This window comes from Bacillus cereus group sp. BfR-BA-01360, from assembly GCF_022663595.1.
GTDB lineage: Bacteria > Bacillota > Bacilli > Bacillales > Bacillaceae_G > Bacillus_A > Bacillus_A cytotoxicus.
Map to the genome: position 1 here is coordinate 1 of NZ_JAKUFV010000002.1, position 15,074 is coordinate 15,074.

Below are 15,074 nucleotides of genomic sequence, written 5' to 3' on the forward strand. Positions count from 1 at the left end.
GACATGGTATGTTTGCATGAGGAAAAATACCTAAAAACCATCTATATGTAGCGTTTTGTTTGACTTGTTTACATGTGAAACGGACAGAGCGGAACCCTTCAACATATTGAATCAACAAAATTTTTACGATAATGAGTGGATCTACAGAAGGACGCCCCACAGGAGATTGATAAAAAGGTTTTACTAATGTATAAACAATATTCCAATTCATTTCTTTTTCAATACGAACCAAATGATGATCTTGATCATACATAGCTTCATAAAATTTACGGTTTTGTGTAATCTCAAGATTTTTTTGATTATAAAACATGAAAACGCCTCCTTTCTTTTTATTATTCTAGAAAAGGAGACATTTTTAAAGGTTTTTTTAAAAATCGTATTGACAGCGTTGTTTTTCAACACTCTGAATAGAAAAGCCTCAATAAGGAGGCTTTTCTATTTTTTTAGAACTACTTTTCCATAAAATAAGGGCATGTAAACTTAGACTATCAAATTAAGGGAGCTGCATATTTGTGGTCTTAAAATAGAAATTTTAAATATAGAAAACATTAATGAATAATAGTATCTTCCATCTCAATAATAGGAGACGTTAGACTGACTAGTTCAACAGATACACAAAAGGAAAGTACCTATAAGTGATCAGTTTTTTGAAGAAAACTTAGAGTTTAAAGAACACTTTAATAAAACTGGTTAATGTTCACTTTAAGGTTCTTAGTAAGTTGACTAAGGGCCTTAAAGTGTAAAAAACATAATAGTAGAAGGGGTGATGAAAATTATGGAGTATAGTATTTTCAGCTAACAGAAAAAGATTGGCTTCAGGTAAGCGATATATTTAAGGGGTATATGAACTAAAACGGCTACTATTGAGACGGAATGTTCTGATTGGAACAAATGGAAAATGAATCGTGATCTAAAGACATGTATAGTAGCTAAAATACATTAAACTATCATTGGATGGGCTTCTGTTAGTAAAAAGTATCATCAAGATGTGCATATGTAGGTGTGGGAGAAACTAGGGTAGGTAAATGGAATTTGGAAGGATAACGTTTTGATGGAGAGATGAAGTTGTAAGATAGGTTGTTAAATAAATGAAATAAGGTGATTATATGATTATTAATAATGGAAGCCAACTTAGTATGGAATACTTTAAGTCCTATTTTAAACTTGTTATGAATTTCCAGAAGTGTACTCTTATTGATGCCAAGGAGATCATACTGCATATGGAAATTATACATTTCAAAACTTTGAGCAAGTATATAAAGAATTAAATCAGATGGATGAATTGGTTACAAAATAAGAAAAATCGTATACTTTGTTTTAAGATGTTGCTCAACTAAAACATTTGCAATGAATACTCAGAAGTAATAATTTTTTCTGAAAATGAGTTATATGGCTTGAAACATATAAGTAATTAGTTATATACTTATATGGAATTCAGTCAGGGTTTAATATTTATTTTGAACAACTGCATAAGAATCTATTTTTTTACTCAACATATAAGTGTATGCTTATATAATTATTTGAAAGGAGGGATTGCGATGCAAAAAACAGTTGTAGAGTTAACGCAAGTATCCGGTGTTTTGAAGCTACTTGGGGATAAAACAAGACTTACAACCATTGCAATTTTAAATGAACGTAAATGTTGTGTATGTGAACTTCAAGTAGTCTTTGATATGAGCCAACCATCTATAAGTCAACATCTTCGAAAATTAAAAGATATTGGCTTATTAAAAGAAGAAAGACAGGGACAATGGATTTACTATTCTTTAAATGAAGAAAGTAGCTTTTATCCAATTATCAAAGATATTTTGCAACATGTTCCTGATCAGAAAGAAAATATTCAACAAATTGAAAAGTGTAATTCAACCCTTCGATGTAAATGTTAGTTTAACAATAGGAAAGGGAAGTGAGAAGAATGAGCAACACGGGGAAAAAGCGACTGTCATTCCTAGATAGGTATTTAACTCTTTGGATTTTCCTTGCGATGGTTATTGGAATTGGTGTTGGATATCTATCCCCTGGTTTTGTAGAGGGAATGAATAGCTTACAGGTAGGAACTACTTCTATTCCGCTTGCCATTGGATTAATTTTAATGATGTATCCTCCACTCGCGAAAGTTCGTTACGAAGAGATGGGGCGCGTTTTTAAAGATGTAAAAGTATTAGTATTATCACTGGTACAAAACTGGATTATTGGTCCAGTTTTAATGTTTGCTTTAGCCATTATATTTTTACCAGATAAACCAGAATATATGGTTGGATTAATCATGATTGGCCTAGCACGTTGTATTGCGATGGTTATCGTTTGGAATGACTTAGCAAAAGGAGATACAGAATATGCGGCAGGATTAGTAGCATTTAACTCTGTATTCCAAATGTTATTTTTCTCAGTATATGCTTATGTGTTTGTAACAGTTATTCCAGAATGGTTAGGAATTGAAGGTGCTGTTGTAGATATAACAATGGCAGAGGTTGCAAAATCAGTGTTTATATATTTAGGAATTCCATTCATCGCAGGAATGCTAACACGCTTGATTTTTGTAAAAACGAAAGGACGAGAATGGTATGAAAAAGTATTCATTCCAAAGATTGGTCCAATTACTTTAATCGCATTACTATTTACTATCATTGTGATGTTCTCTCTAAAAGGAGAAGTGATTGTTAGCGTACCATTTGATGTTGTACGTATTGCAATTCCGTTACTCATTTATTTTGTAATCATGTTCTTTGTCTCTTTCTTTATGGGCAAAAAAATCGGTGCAAGTTATGGGGTATCAACAACATTAGCCTTTACAGCAGGAAGTAATAACTTTGAATTAGCGATTGCTGTAGCTGTAGGTGTATTTGGAATTCAGTCAGGTGCAGCGTTTGCAGCAGTTATCGGACCTTTAGTCGAGGTTCCAGTTATGATCGCACTTGTAAATGTCGCACTTTGGTTCCAGCGTAAATACTTTCAAACACAACCCAAATAAATATTCATAATAAAGGTGGAATTATCATGGAAAACAAGAAAATAATTTACTTTTTATGCACAGGAAATTCTTGTCGTAGCCAAATGGCAGAAGCTTGGGGCAAAGAATATTTAGGTGACAAATGGAATGTACTTTCTGCTGGTATTGAGGCGCATGGAGTAAATCCGAATGCGGTTAAAGCAATGAAAGAAGTAGATATTGATATTACGGATCAAACATCAGATATCATTGATTGTGACATTTTAGATAAAGCGGATCTTGTTGTAACACTTTGTGGTCATGCAAATGATGTGTGTCCAACCACACCGCCTCATGTAAAACGAGTTCACTGGGGATTTGATGATCCAGCTGGTCAAGAATGGTCTGTATTCCAAAGAGTTCGTGATGAAATTGGCGCACGCATTAAAAAATTCGCTGAAACAGGAGAATAATTGAAAACAAAATAAGCCGAGAATTTTTTCTCGGCTTATTTTATAAAGAAAGGGAGAAATCAGAGATGAAAAAGGTTGAAATTTTTGATTCTGCAGCACATGTTAATTATGTCATGCATGGAGAACTAGGAAATATTACGATAAGCCGAATGGATCCAAAAGTAGAAGTTGAAAACGATCGTAAGGAAGTCATAGAGCAAGCAAAAGATTCAGTTGATGAGGAGGGGGTAGCGTATCAGAGGTATTTGACTTACGTGCTGGAGGAGAAGAACCAGAAGGATTTCCAGCTGAAGCTAAGCGACATGCTTACCCAGTTATAGAAGAAGATGATGACTCTGTTAAAAATGCAATTGGGGCAGTTAAGGAAGCTGTAGAACAAGGAAAAAATATTTTTACCATTGCTCCGGTGGACGAAATCGTACAGGGACGGTTGCAACTGGGTTATTAGTAGAGTTAGGGCATGCATCTAACGTAGAAGAAGCGGAACAAAGAGCAAAAGAAATCCGTTCAAGTATTGCATAGTTTATATCAAAACAAAGAAGTAAAAAGGGCTGTCCCATAACTCGGTGAAACCGACTTATGGGATAGCCCTTTTTATTTTTAGTCTAGAACTTTCTTGTAATAAGACACAAACAACTGCAGGCCTCCCGTATTTCATTGCTTTCCCATTTTTCTTTCTTAAAGGATGAAACAATATATAAAATGAGTAGAATGATAGCAATCAAAAATAAAATTGCACCGATATTAATCCCAAAAACATGTTTTTACCTCCATTTGTAAAATATGATTTATTTAATTGTATAGCAATATATTAAGGGTATGTAGTTTTTAATAGGTTTTTAGATTATTTTTTCTCTATATCATAAAAAATAGATATAAATACTATTACTTTTTTGAGGTTCATTCATAGAGTATAGTATCTCGTCTGAAAGGAGGGAAATGAAATGAACTTACAATTAGTAGTGCTTTGTGTTTTGGAAGAAAATGGTGAGTTCTTCTTGGTTACAAAAGTGGATGATTTGATTACGTTAAAAGTGCCAATTCTTGAAAGTTTTGCGGAGTTCTTGCTAGCGATAGGTGCATCAAGATGTTCTTAATGTGAAGTAGTATAGTAGGAAGGTGTGAGAGAACTCCACCTCCCTACTAATACATAATATTTTTATGTTAACTAAATGTGTATCATAGTAAAATGGTTTTTATGTGAAATGAAAAGAGAAAAAAGTGCAGGTTTTTATTTTTATATTTGCGATTTATATATCGCTTGTATTTCTTCATTCTGATTTACTGCTATTTGGAAAGGTGGAACAGTTTCGTGCGGACATGCATATAGTATAGTGCTATAAAGCATATGAAAGTAATCAAATAGTATAGAAATGAATCAGAAATCCTTTCTGGAAAATAGATGAGGTGATAAATGAGATGAAAAAAATAACATACAACCTGCCGGTAGAATTGCGAAGAGAATGGTTTTTAATAGAATTGGCCTACTTAACGAAAAAATATGGAATTGAAATCGGGACAACTAGGGATGAAAGTTCTTTATTCTTACAAGATCAAGTTACAAGGCAAAAAATAGGTAGTGGCCTACACTATGATAAATATGACGATGAATATATAGTGGAGGGATTCCATATTAGTAAGTAGGTAATGATATATAAAGGTTTTTGATACAAGATAAAAAAGATAAGCAAGTTATCAGTATATACCTTTTTATGAGAGTGGTGAAAGTATGGAAGAAATTAATCACCTAAAGTCCAAAATGGAAGACTTAAAGTTAAATCAAAAGGAAATTATGCGAGATATTCGTAATTTGGAAACTCGTACAACGATTAACGAAAAAGATATTTCTACCATAAATAAACAATTAGAAAAAATAAGCTTGAATACAACTTGGATTTTACGGATTATTATCAGTTCAATTGTTTTAGCAATTTTAGGATTAATTATGAAAGGGACTATGTGAAGCAATATTCTATGTTTTTATTTGATGAATGGTATTTAAGAAAGCAGATTCTAACAAAATGAATCTTCTTTTTTATTGTATACAAGTGATAAAGTAGGAGGGGCTACTTTATTTACAGATTCGGGATTGAAAATGTTCTGCTGTTTTTTCTAGAATTGAACCTTATTTACGCACCTCTCAAGTGAAGGTTCTGTCTTACTTTTATTCTGTTTCTAATGAAATAAGTAACAAATTGGAAAGAGCGTTATCACAATATAATTGGATGAATCAACTGTTTGTAGGAGATAGAAAAACAGGAAGGACCGTTTCAATTTTAAATAATACAACAAAAATCTCCTGTTGATAGAAGATTTTTGTTGTATTACATGATAGTTTAGAATAAAAAAATTGATTATACTTTTTTGCTTTCATAAGTTAATAACTTGTTAAAAATACTTTCCCTTTCGTTTTTTTAAAGGATTCGACTGCATCGATAGCTTTTATTACATCTGTTAAATCATGAGTAGAATCAGCTGTCATGAAGCGTAATTTTTTATCCTCTATTAAATGAATCAAATGATGGAATGTTTCTTGCCATTTATATACTGAGACATTTTTATTCCAATTTCGTAAATGAAACATATTAGCATTTACTCTCGCCCTATTTACAATATCTCCCCAATTTACTTGTATCCCTGATAGAAGCCCTATGGTTAAAAAATTCCCATTAGGGTGTAAACAAAAAGCCAATTCATTTCCATCTGAGCCTCCAATGGAATCAATAGCAGCATCTGCCCCGATTCCATTTGTTAATTCCATCACTGCTTCATAGAGTGAAACGGTAGAAGTATCTATTACATAAGAAGCACCAAGGTGAAGTAAAGCCTCTGTATATTTCTTGTTTCTTGTAACTGCAATTAATCGAAAACCTAAAATCTGCGATAGTTGAGCGAAAAGGTGCCCAATGGAAGAACCACAAGCGTTAACCAATAAAACATCGTTTGGTTTTAATTTTAGAATTTCCGTACAAGTCACCCATGCTGTAATTGGATTAATATACATTTGTGCTGCTGTAAAGTCATTAATTGAATCAGGTATAGGAATAGCAAAGTCTGCTGATGTCTTAACAAATTCTTGCCAAGTACCTTCTCCACGTAAAGGTAAGACACGTTTGCCAATAAGGTCTTTAGAAACTAAGGAGCCTATATCTTCTACAATACCAACTCCTTCATAACCAGGTATGTTAGGTAAAGAAATCCGATGTGCATATGCTCCTCTTATTGGAATTAAGTCAGATGGATTTATAGGTCGCGCTAACATTCGAACTATAATCTCTTTGTTTTTTGGTGGTTCTATATTTTTATATTCAATTTTTAACACATTTTTAGGACTACCGAATTCGTAAAATTTAATGCATTTTCCGTACAAAACAATGCCCCCCTTAAGATAATCAGATTTATTATATCATCTTCAATTAAACTGTCTCTTTAATTTATAAAAAAAGAGGCTAAACGAGATTGAGAACATTGCCATATTTTTTTACGGCGTGATTTTACTCAAAGCTACAGTGAAAAATTTATTAAGTGTGCAGAGGTTAGCGAGCCAATCAAAAAAAAGAGAATCATAATATGTAAGAATATCGTAGCATTTTAGGCATTTGCTCTGACCGTAAGACAAGTTCTGAATATGATAATAGAAAAGGAGATGATTTATAGTGCCAATTGCGGCAATTTCAGCAGGTCATAATAGCATCGTTCCTGGGGCAAACAGTTCTTACGGCAGAGAAGAATTAGTTGCTCGGGATTTTGTGCAGCGAGTTGGACATTATTTTAGACAAGCGGGTTGGAGTGTGGTAGATTGTACGGATAACGTCGGCACAACACAGACGGCCGTTTGGACCAATTGTGCAAATAATCATTTACGCGTGAAAAGTGCTTTTGATGCCACTTTTCATTTGAATTCCTTCAACGGTTCTGCAAGTGGAACTGAAGTGTTATATCATCCGAGTTATGGAAATTTAGCGAAGTGTGAACAACTTGGGGAAGTTGTTGCTAATGCATTTGGGACAAACTGGCGCGGGGTAAAATCTCGTCCTGATTTAGGGTGGTTAAATAAAACAAAAACAGATTATTATTTTGAACTATTGTTTATAGATAATGAAAGTGACATGAAGAAATATAATCAAAATGCGGACAAGGCGGCGCGTGCACTTGTGTCAACTGTTACAGGAGTAGATCTAGTACCCGTAAGTAAATATGTTGTCACAGGCGGATTAGGTGTGAATGCTATTTCGGAAGTTTCAAAGTATTTTTTAGATCATAATTGGTGGGCAAAGATTGAGTTTCCAGGGGAAGGAAACAATCCATTTGCTGTCACAGGTGGTTTAAGCGAAGAATCGCTTGCAAAGTTTGAAGCATGGTTAAAAGCGCGCGGATGGTATTATGAAGTAAGACAATAATTATAAAGTGAAACTTTAATCAGTGGGGTTTTTCCTCATCCCCCACTGATTATGAGCCCCCACCAATCGGGCTGCCCCTAAAATAGCGGGATAAATAAAAAATCCCCTAAGTGCTTGTATTTCAAACATTTAGGGGGTTCTTTGTTGGAAATGTAAAATGCTTCTAAAACTGCTCATTCTTCTCCCAAGATTCTACAATATAATGCGCAATCGTTGGATTGAATCCTTTTCCAACTAAAAACATAATTGCAGCAATTTCGGTCATTGCGTGTTCGTGGGATGTATGCTTTGCTTCATTCATACCGTATTGAACCCAAGGTTTTACGAAATCAAGGACAGGTTTTTTTAAAGAGAGAAACTGTGTGCCGACAACTTGTTGAATTTGTTCTTGTGTCGGTTCAGTTGGAATTGGTGTCGCAGGGCCTGGTGGTAAGATTTGTGGTTGTATCGGGTTTAATGTTGGTGCTGGTGGCGAAACGCGAACGTTTGGATATGGTTGATACATTTGAGGTTGCTGATAGGTAGCTTGCTCTGATAAGTATGGATTTTGTTGATTTGTATTTGGAAGATACTGCGTTTCTTCTGAGTGTTGTGGCGTATAGGAATTCTGCCTATATTGAGGTTCTTGATGTTGTTGAGTGAGATATGGATTTTGTGAGATTTGGTTTTCTTGAAAGTTTTTTACAAAGTCTGACTGGCTTGAATACTGAGGTTGTGATGTTACGTGAAGCTCTTGGTCTGTGATTGCAGCATGTTGTTCTGCGTTTTGAGGGTAGTACGGTTGCCCCGGGTAAGGCTGTTGATTATGATAGAACATTTGATTTCCTCCTTCATCATCATACATACAAAATAGTCTATGGGCAGACAAGAAAATATGTGATGAAAAAATAAGGGCGTGTTACAATAAGAAACTGGGTGAAGATAAATGATAAAACAGGAACAAATTCAAAAAACAGTGACGTTTGTTAAAAATATTTTAGAAAAAGACGCAAGCGGGCATGATTGGTATCATATTGAGCGTGTACATAAATTAGCGACTTCTTTAGCCAAGCAAGAAGGTGGGGATCTTTTTGTTATTGAGATGGCAGCTTTGCTTCATGATGTTGCGGATGAGAAACTGAATGAAAGTGAAGAAGCTGGAATGAAAAAGGTTTCTGACTGGCTAGAGAAGTTAGGGGTAGAACAGGAAATAAGGAAACATATTCTACATATTATTGCAAATATGTCTTATAAAGGTGGACATGGCGGCAAGGTAGAATCGCTAGAAGGAAAAATCGTTCAGGATGCGGATCGTTTAGATGCTCTTGGCGCTATTGGCATTGCTCGTACATTTGCATATGGAGGAGCAAAGGGAAGATTAATGTATGATCCCAATATTCCGCCGCGTGAATCGATGACGAAAGAAGAGTATAGAAAAAATAATGATCCATCTTTCAATCATTTTTACGAAAAGCTGTTAAAGTTAAAAGACTTAATGAATACAGATGCAGCGAAGCGAGAGGCGGAAAGTCGTCATCTTTATATGGAAGAATTTATTGAACAATTTATGAAAGAGTGGAATGGGCAAATATGAAAATGTTAACAGTCGAAAATGTATCAAAATCATATGGAGATAAGCCGTTATTTCATGGATTATCATTTAGCATAGCGGAAGGACAACGTGCTGGAATTATTGGGGTAAATGGTACAGGGAAGTCAACATTGTTAAAAATTATCGCTGGTGTAGAAATTCCAGATACAGGCGATATGACACATACGCGCGGGTATACAATTAGTTATTTACCACAGCAGCCAGACTTTAAGGAAGATTTAACTGTTCTTGAACAAGTCTTTCATGGAGATACACCTCTTATTCGGCTTCTTCGTGAATATGAACAATCGCTATTGCAGATTGAACAAAATCCAAATAGTGAAAAAGTACAAGAGCAATTATTTGCGATGCAGCAACGTATGGATGCAATGAATGCATGGGAAGCAAATGCGAATGCGAAGTCTCTTTTAACGAAATTAGGGATCACAGACTTTACTGCAAGAGTTGGAAATTTATCTGGAGGACAAAAGAAACGTATTGCGATGGCACAATGTTTTATTGAAACACCAGATTTACTCATACTAGATGAACCAACGAACCATTTAGATCATGAAACAGTAGAGTGGTTGGAAGAGTATTTATCAAGGTATACAGGAGCTGTTTTACTTGTTACACATGATCGGTATTTCTTAGACCGCGTAACAAACCGCATTTTTGAATTAGATAAAGGAAAATTATATAGCTACGAAGGGAATTACAGTACATTTCTAGAAGCAAAAGCATTTCGTGAAGAACAAGAACTAGCGCAAGAAGCAAAACGACAAAATTTATATCGCCGAGAATTAGCTTGGATTCGCCGCGGAGCAAAAGCACGTTCAACGAAGCAAAAAGCTCGTATTCAACGTTTCGAAGATTTAAAGAATCAAGAAGGACCTGCTGCGAAGCAGGCTGTTGATATTGCACTTAGCGGTAGCAGACTAGGAAAGAAAGTGATTGAATTAAAAGATGTAACGAAAAAGTTTGGGGATAAGACGTTGCTTCATAAGTTTAGTCATATTGTAAAACCAGGTGACCGCATTGGGATTATTGGAGCAAATGGTAGCGGGAAATCATCATTATTAAACATGCTTGCAGGTAAATTATCTCCGGATAGTGGTGAAATTGAAGTAGGACAAACTGTAAAAATTGCGTATTATACACAAGAAAACGAAGAAATGAATTTAAATCAACGTATGATTGAATATATTAAAGAGGTTGCAGAGGTTATTCATACGACAGATGACAAAGTCATTAGTGCTTCACAAATGCTAGAGCGTTTCTTGTTCGAGCCGCATTCACATGGAACGCCACTTGGGAAATTATCTGGTGGTGAGCGAAGACGATTATATTTATTGCGCATTTTAATGGGAGAACCGAATGTATTGTTATTGGACGAACCAACAAACGATTTAGATACACAAACATTAACAGTATTAGAAGATTATTTAGAAGATTTTCCAGGCGTAGTGTTAACCGTATCGCATGATCGTTATTTTCTAGATAAAGTCGTAGACGAATTATTTATTTTTACTGGAAATGGTGAAGTTCGTGAATTTTTAGGAAGTTATAGTGACTATTTAGAAATAGAAAAAACAAAAGAACGACTTGAAAAAGCTGAAGTACGAAAAGAAAAGAAAGTAGAAGAAGTACCGAAACAACAACGGAAACGCAAACTATCTTATCACGAACAACGCGAGTGGGACACAATTGAGGATAAGATAGCAGAACTGGAAGAAAAATTGGAAGCGGTTGAAGAAGAACTTGCAAATGTAGGTTCTGACTTTACGAAGGCGCAAGAACTTGCTGAAGCACAGGAACAACTTGAAGAACAACTAGAGAAAGCGATGGAACGATGGAGTGAGCTTTCAGATATTGTTGAAGGATTAAAATAAAAACAAGCTGCATATATTGAAATATAAAGAGAAAAACTTTACACTATTGGTAGAACCTATTATAGGAGGGGAAAAATGAGAACATCTAATCCAATGTTGAAAAAAGAGGCATTTCGTAAAGAAGGAGCAAGTGCGTCTGCCATGACAATTAGCGGAGCGATAGGCAAAACTTTTATTATGCTGATCTTGCTTCTTGCAACGTCTGTCTATTCATACATACAGATGATGAATGGTGTAATGAAAATGCCAGTATTTATTGGTGCGTTAATTGTTGCTGCTATTATCGCATTTGCATCAATCTTTATTCCGCGTATTTCACCGATTGGTGCGCCAATTTATGCAGCGGTAGAAGGTGTTGTGTTAGGAAGTGTTTCAGCTATATACACAATGCGTTTTGGAGATTCTATCGTTTTAAATGCGGTACTACTAACTGTTTCCATTTTATTTGCAATGTTAGTGTTATATGCGACTCGCGTAGTAAAAGTAACGGATAAATTCCGCACAGGTATTATGGCTGCAACCGTTGGAATTGCGATTATGTACTTAATTGTTTTCGCATTAAATATCTTTGGTGTAACAGTTCCATATATTCACCAAGGTGGAACAATCGGTATAATCATTAGTGCGGTTGTTATTGTCGTTGCTGCATTAAATCTATTACTAGATTTCGATTTAATCGAAAATGGTGCACGCAGCGGCGCTCCAAAATATATGGAGTGGTATAGCGCAATGGGTCTAATGATGACGCTAGTATGGTTATACTTAGAAATTCTTCGCTTCGTTTCTTACTTTGCAAAGAATGATTAGTAGAAAAACCTGTACGTTTGCAAACGTACAGGTTTTTTGCTTTTCTCTTTCTAAAGCTAATGAAAGTTTGTTATGATCTAACATAGATAATCAATGGGGGAGAACTATAAATTAAAGTTTTTCGAATTAGATGTACTTTAGTATCGATCCTCTGAAATCATTTATACAGCTGTTGAGAAGTATGCTAAAGAATCTCAAGAACAGCTAGAATTTGTAAGTAAAGTGAATTCGCTTACTTTTATCGTGCTGATATACGAATGACTCGTGGAGGGTATTCTATCTTTTACCGAGAAGCATAAATATTTCAAGAAATTCTGCATGATTGCATCATATACAATTTCTTTTTTTATTTTATTAGATTTAAAGTTATGATTTCTGAACGGAAATATATCATTTTTCATTTTTTACCTATTTTCTCTTTTTTTCTACAATGGAGAAAAAATGTGAGGTGATATATATGATGAATCGAGTTGTATTAGTTGGAAGATTAACAAAAGATCCAGAATTATACTATACAAAGCAAGGAATTCCTTATGCACGTATTTGTATTGCTGTAAATAGAGGATTTCGAAATAGTTTAGGGGAACAACAAGCAGATTATATTTATTGTGTTGTTTGGAGAAAGTCAGCTGAGAATGTATTAGAGTACTGCCGGAAAGGTTCTCTCGTTGGCATTACGGGCCGTATTCATACGAGCAATTACGAGAATGATCAAGGAAAGAGAATATATAGAACAGAAGTTGTAATTGAAAGAATTACGTTTTTAGAAAGGAAAAGAGAGATTTCAAATGGATGAAAAACAAAATGCATATGATAGAAGTGCTTGCACGATTGTATTTGATTGATCCACAGTATAAGAAGAGTTCGTAAAAATAAGCATCCTAGTAGGAGTATAGGAATAGGACATGTTACAATACAGCTAAGAACAAGCAATAAAGGAGAGTATATTTACGTGAAGATTAAAGCAATTGAACCGACGCCAAGTCCAAATACAATGAAAGTTATTTTGAATGAGGTATTACCAGCAGGAGCACGTAATAATTATACGAAAGAAAATGTAGATCAAGCTCCTGAGCAAGTACAGCATATTTTGAAAATCGAAGGTATTAAAGGTGTATACCATGTTGCTGACTTTTTAGCTGTTGAGCGAAATGCGAAGTATGATTGGAAAGTTCTTTTACAACAAGTTCGCACTGTATTTGGAGAAGAGGTAGTAGAAGACGATGAGAAAGAGCAGCTTTCTCATTTTGGAGAAGTGAAAGTATTTATTCAAATGTTTTTTTCCATTCCCATGCAGGTGAAATTAACAGATGGAACAACAGAAGAGCGAGTTGGTTTACCAGACCGATTCAAAGAAGCTATTATGAAAGTCCAAATGTCTGCTCCAAATGTTGTGAAAGAGCGAAAATGGGTAGAACAAAGTACACGCTATGGCAATTTTGAAGAAATCGGAACAGAAGTTGTCGAAGAAATTGTTGCGGCATATCCTGAAGAGCGCATAAATGAAACAGTGAAAGAGTTGTTAGATCAAGCCGGTGCAGTAGAAGTAACAATTCAAAAGCGCACGCCATATAAAGTAACGGAAGAAATGATGTCAGATCCAGATTGGAAAAAACGGTATGCTGCATTGGAACAGATGGATCCTACTGAAGACGATATCCCTGTCTTGAAGAAAGCGCTAGAAGATGAAAAAGTATCGATTCGTCGTTTAGCAACAGCCTATTTAGGAATGATTAAAGGAGAAGAGGTACTACCATTACTATATAAAGCGATGTTAGATCGTTCTGTCAGTGTACGGCGTACGGCAGGAGATTGCTTATCAGATGTAGGAGATCCAGCAGCGATGTTTGTGATGATTAAGGCATTGAAAGATCCAAGTAAGTTAGTACGTTGGCGTGCAGCGATGTTTTTATTTGAGCTTGGTGATGAAAGTGCAATACCAGCCTTGCGCGCCGCACAGGATGACCCAGAATTTGAAGTAGCGATGCAAGCGCGTCTAGCACTAGAACGCATTGAGGGTGGAGAAGAAGCGAAAGGATCTGTTTGGAAGCAAATGACGGAAGCGCGTAAAGGAGAATAATATGATAGTTTTCTATGATAGCTGGTGTCCGATGTGTACTGCGATTACAGAGCGTACAAAGAAACTTGATAGAAAGGGACGTATAACGTTTCTTTCTTTTCGTGAGAAAGAAGTAGTGAAGAAATATCAGTTATCAGAAACATTGCAACATAAGATGGAACAAAGGCTTTATGTGTGGAAAGCCGATCAGTGGTACGATGGAATCCATAGCATTTATGTAATAGCAAAGGTAGTACCATCTTATTGGCCTATTGTTCCATTCATTAAGTTATCCGTGTTGCTGAAGTTTGGAAATAAAGTATATGATTATATTGCAAATAATAGAAAGCTAGTACCGGTTGGACATTGCCGGGAAGGGATTTGTGAAATTCCTGCAAAAAAATGATAGGATTACTATCTTTCTTTTGCACCTATTATTAGACCGTGATATGATGAATTTGGAATGAAAGTTGAAGGAGAGAGAAGAAAGATGTCAAATGCATACGAAGAGTACATGCGTCAAATGGTAATTCCGATGCGTCAAGAATTAGTGCGTGCTGGATTTGAAGAATTAACAACAGAAGAAGCTGTAACAGAATATATGGAACAAGCAACAGGTACAACATTAGTTGTTGTAAACTCTGTTTGTGGCTGTGCAGCAGGTTTAGCGCGTCCATCAGCTGGTCAAGCAGTTGTGCGTTCAGAAAAACGACCTGATCATCTTGTAACTGTATTTGCAGGGCAAGATAAAGAAGCAACTGCAAAAATGCGCGAGTATTTTGGAGAGATTCCACCATCTTCACCATCTATGGCTTTATTAAAAGGAAAAGAAGTTGTTCACTTCATTCATCGCCATGAAATTGAAGGTGCAACGATGGAAGAAATTATTCATAACTTAGAACGAGCTTTTGAAAAGCATTGTTAAGGAACGGGGGAGAAGGAAT

Annotated in this window: 18 protein-coding genes and 1 pseudogene; 16 read left to right on the forward strand and 3 right to left on the reverse strand. The window is 35.4% G+C overall.

All coding sequences use genetic code 11. The annotated features are described in order from the left end of the window. Positions 1–310, reverse strand: a 310-nt coding sequence (locus tag MR056_RS01820) for a transposase (RefSeq protein WP_242136513.1), incomplete at its 3' end; no start/stop codon positions are given. Positions 311–1,538: 1,228 nt separating this feature from the next. Here MR056_RS01820 and MR056_RS01825 point away from each other — a divergent pair. From MR056_RS01825 to MR056_RS01855, 8 genes and pseudogenes are all read left to right on the forward strand, one after another. Next, complete coding sequence (locus MR056_RS01825) at positions 1,539–1,886, forward strand: ArsR/SmtB family transcription factor (protein WP_087098551.1); 348 nt, start codon at positions 1,539–1,541, stop codon at positions 1,884–1,886. Between the two features lie 29 nt (positions 1,887–1,915). Further along, positions 1,916–2,971 carry an ACR3 family arsenite efflux transporter gene (gene arsB / locus MR056_RS01830; protein ID WP_012094087.1) on the forward strand — a complete coding sequence of 352 codons (1,056 nt, stop codon included), beginning with the start codon at positions 1,916–1,918 and terminating at the stop codon, positions 2,969–2,971. Between the two features lie 26 nt (positions 2,972–2,997). Continuing rightward, positions 2,998–3,402 (forward strand): arsenate reductase (thioredoxin), encoded by a 405-nt coding sequence (gene arsC / locus MR056_RS01835; RefSeq protein WP_087098553.1) that lies wholly within the window; start codon positions 2,998–3,000, stop codon positions 3,400–3,402. 65 nt (positions 3,403–3,467) lie between these two features. Further along, positions 3,468–3,722, forward strand: coding sequence for a hypothetical protein (locus tag MR056_RS22505; RefSeq protein ID WP_087098555.1), 255 nt, complete (start codon positions 3,468–3,470; stop codon positions 3,720–3,722). Next, positions 3,635–3,924 (forward strand): annotated as a pseudogene (locus MR056_RS01840) (protein-tyrosine phosphatase family protein); the annotation flags it as partial. The gene MR056_RS22505 and the pseudogene MR056_RS01840, both read left to right, overlap by 88 nt. 422 nt (positions 3,925–4,346) lie before the next feature. Next, on the forward strand, positions 4,347–4,499 hold the full coding sequence (locus MR056_RS01845) for a hypothetical protein (RefSeq protein WP_012094090.1): 153 nt from the start codon (positions 4,347–4,349) through the stop codon (positions 4,497–4,499). 322 nt (positions 4,500–4,821) lie between these two features. Then, the gene (locus MR056_RS01850) at positions 4,822–5,046 is read left to right on the forward strand and encodes a hypothetical protein (protein ID WP_012094091.1); all 225 of its coding nucleotides are present in this window, start codon (positions 4,822–4,824) and stop codon (positions 5,044–5,046) included. 85 nt (positions 5,047–5,131) lie between these two features. Beyond that, positions 5,132–5,365: a hypothetical protein gene (locus MR056_RS01855; RefSeq protein ID WP_012094092.1), complete on the forward strand. Its 234-nt coding sequence runs from the start codon at positions 5,132–5,134 to the stop codon at positions 5,363–5,365. A 414-nt stretch (positions 5,366–5,779) separates the two neighbouring features. On the opposite strand, the gene MR056_RS01860 is transcribed toward MR056_RS01855, so the two are convergent. Beyond that, on the reverse strand, positions 5,780–6,772 hold the full coding sequence (locus MR056_RS01860; RefSeq protein WP_012094093.1) for a zinc-dependent alcohol dehydrogenase family protein: 993 nt from the start codon (positions 6,770–6,772) through the stop codon (positions 5,780–5,782). A gap of 286 nt (positions 6,773–7,058) precedes the next feature. Between MR056_RS01860 and MR056_RS01865 the strand changes: the two genes are divergently transcribed. Then, the gene (locus tag MR056_RS01865; RefSeq protein ID WP_176371930.1) at positions 7,059–7,802 is read left to right on the forward strand and encodes an N-acetylmuramoyl-L-alanine amidase; all 744 of its coding nucleotides are present in this window, start codon (positions 7,059–7,061) and stop codon (positions 7,800–7,802) included. Positions 7,803–7,965: 163 nt separating this feature from the next. Here MR056_RS01865 and MR056_RS01870 read toward each other — a convergent pair whose 3' ends face one another. Then, positions 7,966–8,619 carry a superantigen-like protein SSL4 gene (locus tag MR056_RS01870; protein WP_087098559.1) on the reverse strand — a complete coding sequence of 218 codons (654 nt, stop codon included), beginning with the start codon at positions 8,617–8,619 and terminating at the stop codon, positions 7,966–7,968. A gap of 108 nt (positions 8,620–8,727) precedes the next feature. Here MR056_RS01870 and MR056_RS01875 point away from each other — a divergent pair, with 108 nt between their 5' ends. From MR056_RS01875 to MR056_RS01905, 7 genes are all read left to right on the forward strand, one after another. After that, positions 8,728–9,375 (forward strand): HD domain-containing protein, encoded by a 648-nt coding sequence (locus MR056_RS01875; protein WP_012094096.1) that lies wholly within the window; start codon positions 8,728–8,730, stop codon positions 9,373–9,375. Beyond that, on the forward strand, positions 9,372–11,264 hold the full coding sequence (locus MR056_RS01880; RefSeq protein WP_087098561.1) for an ABC-F family ATP-binding cassette domain-containing protein: 1,893 nt from the start codon (positions 9,372–9,374) through the stop codon (positions 11,262–11,264). The genes MR056_RS01875 and MR056_RS01880 overlap by 4 nt, the downstream gene beginning before the upstream one ends. Before the next feature lie 75 nt (positions 11,265–11,339). Next, a complete protein-coding gene (locus MR056_RS01885; protein ID WP_087098563.1) occupies positions 11,340–12,071 on the forward strand; it encodes a Bax inhibitor-1/YccA family protein in 732 nt (243 codons plus the stop codon). Positions 12,072–12,528: 457 nt separating this feature from the next. Then, the gene (locus MR056_RS01890; protein ID WP_041809657.1) at positions 12,529–12,867 is read left to right on the forward strand and encodes a single-stranded DNA-binding protein; all 339 of its coding nucleotides are present in this window, start codon (positions 12,529–12,531) and stop codon (positions 12,865–12,867) included. A gap of 156 nt (positions 12,868–13,023) precedes the next feature. Next, positions 13,024–14,151 carry a conserved virulence factor C family protein gene (locus MR056_RS01895; RefSeq protein WP_048722873.1) on the forward strand — a complete coding sequence of 376 codons (1,128 nt, stop codon included), beginning with the start codon at positions 13,024–13,026 and terminating at the stop codon, positions 14,149–14,151. A gap of 1 nt (position 14,152) precedes the next feature. Continuing rightward, complete coding sequence (locus tag MR056_RS01900) at positions 14,153–14,536, forward strand: thiol-disulfide oxidoreductase DCC family protein (RefSeq protein ID WP_012094101.1); 384 nt, start codon at positions 14,153–14,155, stop codon at positions 14,534–14,536. Between the two features lie 84 nt (positions 14,537–14,620). Then, positions 14,621–15,055, forward strand: a complete 435-nt coding sequence (locus MR056_RS01905; RefSeq protein WP_087098565.1) for a BrxA/BrxB family bacilliredoxin — start codon at positions 14,621–14,623, stop codon at positions 15,053–15,055. The last annotated feature ends 19 nt before the right edge of the window (positions 15,056–15,074 follow it).

Coding starts and splice junctions, on each gene's coding strand:
- MR056_RS01825 (WP_087098551.1), top strand. CDS start 1,539: ATGCAAAAAACAGTTGTAGAGTTAACGCAAGTATCCGGTGTTTTGAAG.
- arsB (WP_012094087.1), top strand. CDS start 1,916: ATGAGCAACACGGGGAAAAAGCGACTGTCATTCCTAGATAGGTATTTA.
- arsC (WP_087098553.1), top strand. CDS start 2,998: ATGGAAAACAAGAAAATAATTTACTTTTTATGCACAGGAAATTCTTGT.
- MR056_RS22505 (WP_087098555.1), top strand. CDS start 3,468: ATGAAAAAGGTTGAAATTTTTGATTCTGCAGCACATGTTAATTATGTC.
- MR056_RS01845 (WP_012094090.1), top strand. CDS start 4,347: ATGAACTTACAATTAGTAGTGCTTTGTGTTTTGGAAGAAAATGGTGAG.
- MR056_RS01850 (WP_012094091.1), top strand. CDS start 4,822: ATGAAAAAAATAACATACAACCTGCCGGTAGAATTGCGAAGAGAATGG.
- MR056_RS01855 (WP_012094092.1), top strand. CDS start 5,132: ATGGAAGAAATTAATCACCTAAAGTCCAAAATGGAAGACTTAAAGTTA.
- MR056_RS01870 (WP_087098559.1), bottom strand. CDS start 8,619: ATGTTCTATCATAATCAACAGCCTTACCCGGGGCAACCGTACTACCCT.
- MR056_RS01875 (WP_012094096.1), top strand. CDS start 8,728: ATGATAAAACAGGAACAAATTCAAAAAACAGTGACGTTTGTTAAAAAT.
- MR056_RS01880 (WP_087098561.1), top strand. CDS start 9,372: ATGAAAATGTTAACAGTCGAAAATGTATCAAAATCATATGGAGATAAG.
- MR056_RS01885 (WP_087098563.1), top strand. CDS start 11,340: ATGAGAACATCTAATCCAATGTTGAAAAAAGAGGCATTTCGTAAAGAA.
- MR056_RS01890 (WP_041809657.1), top strand. CDS start 12,529: ATGATGAATCGAGTTGTATTAGTTGGAAGATTAACAAAAGATCCAGAA.
- MR056_RS01900 (WP_012094101.1), top strand. CDS start 14,153: ATGATAGTTTTCTATGATAGCTGGTGTCCGATGTGTACTGCGATTACA.
- MR056_RS01905 (WP_087098565.1), top strand. CDS start 14,621: ATGTCAAATGCATACGAAGAGTACATGCGTCAAATGGTAATTCCGATG.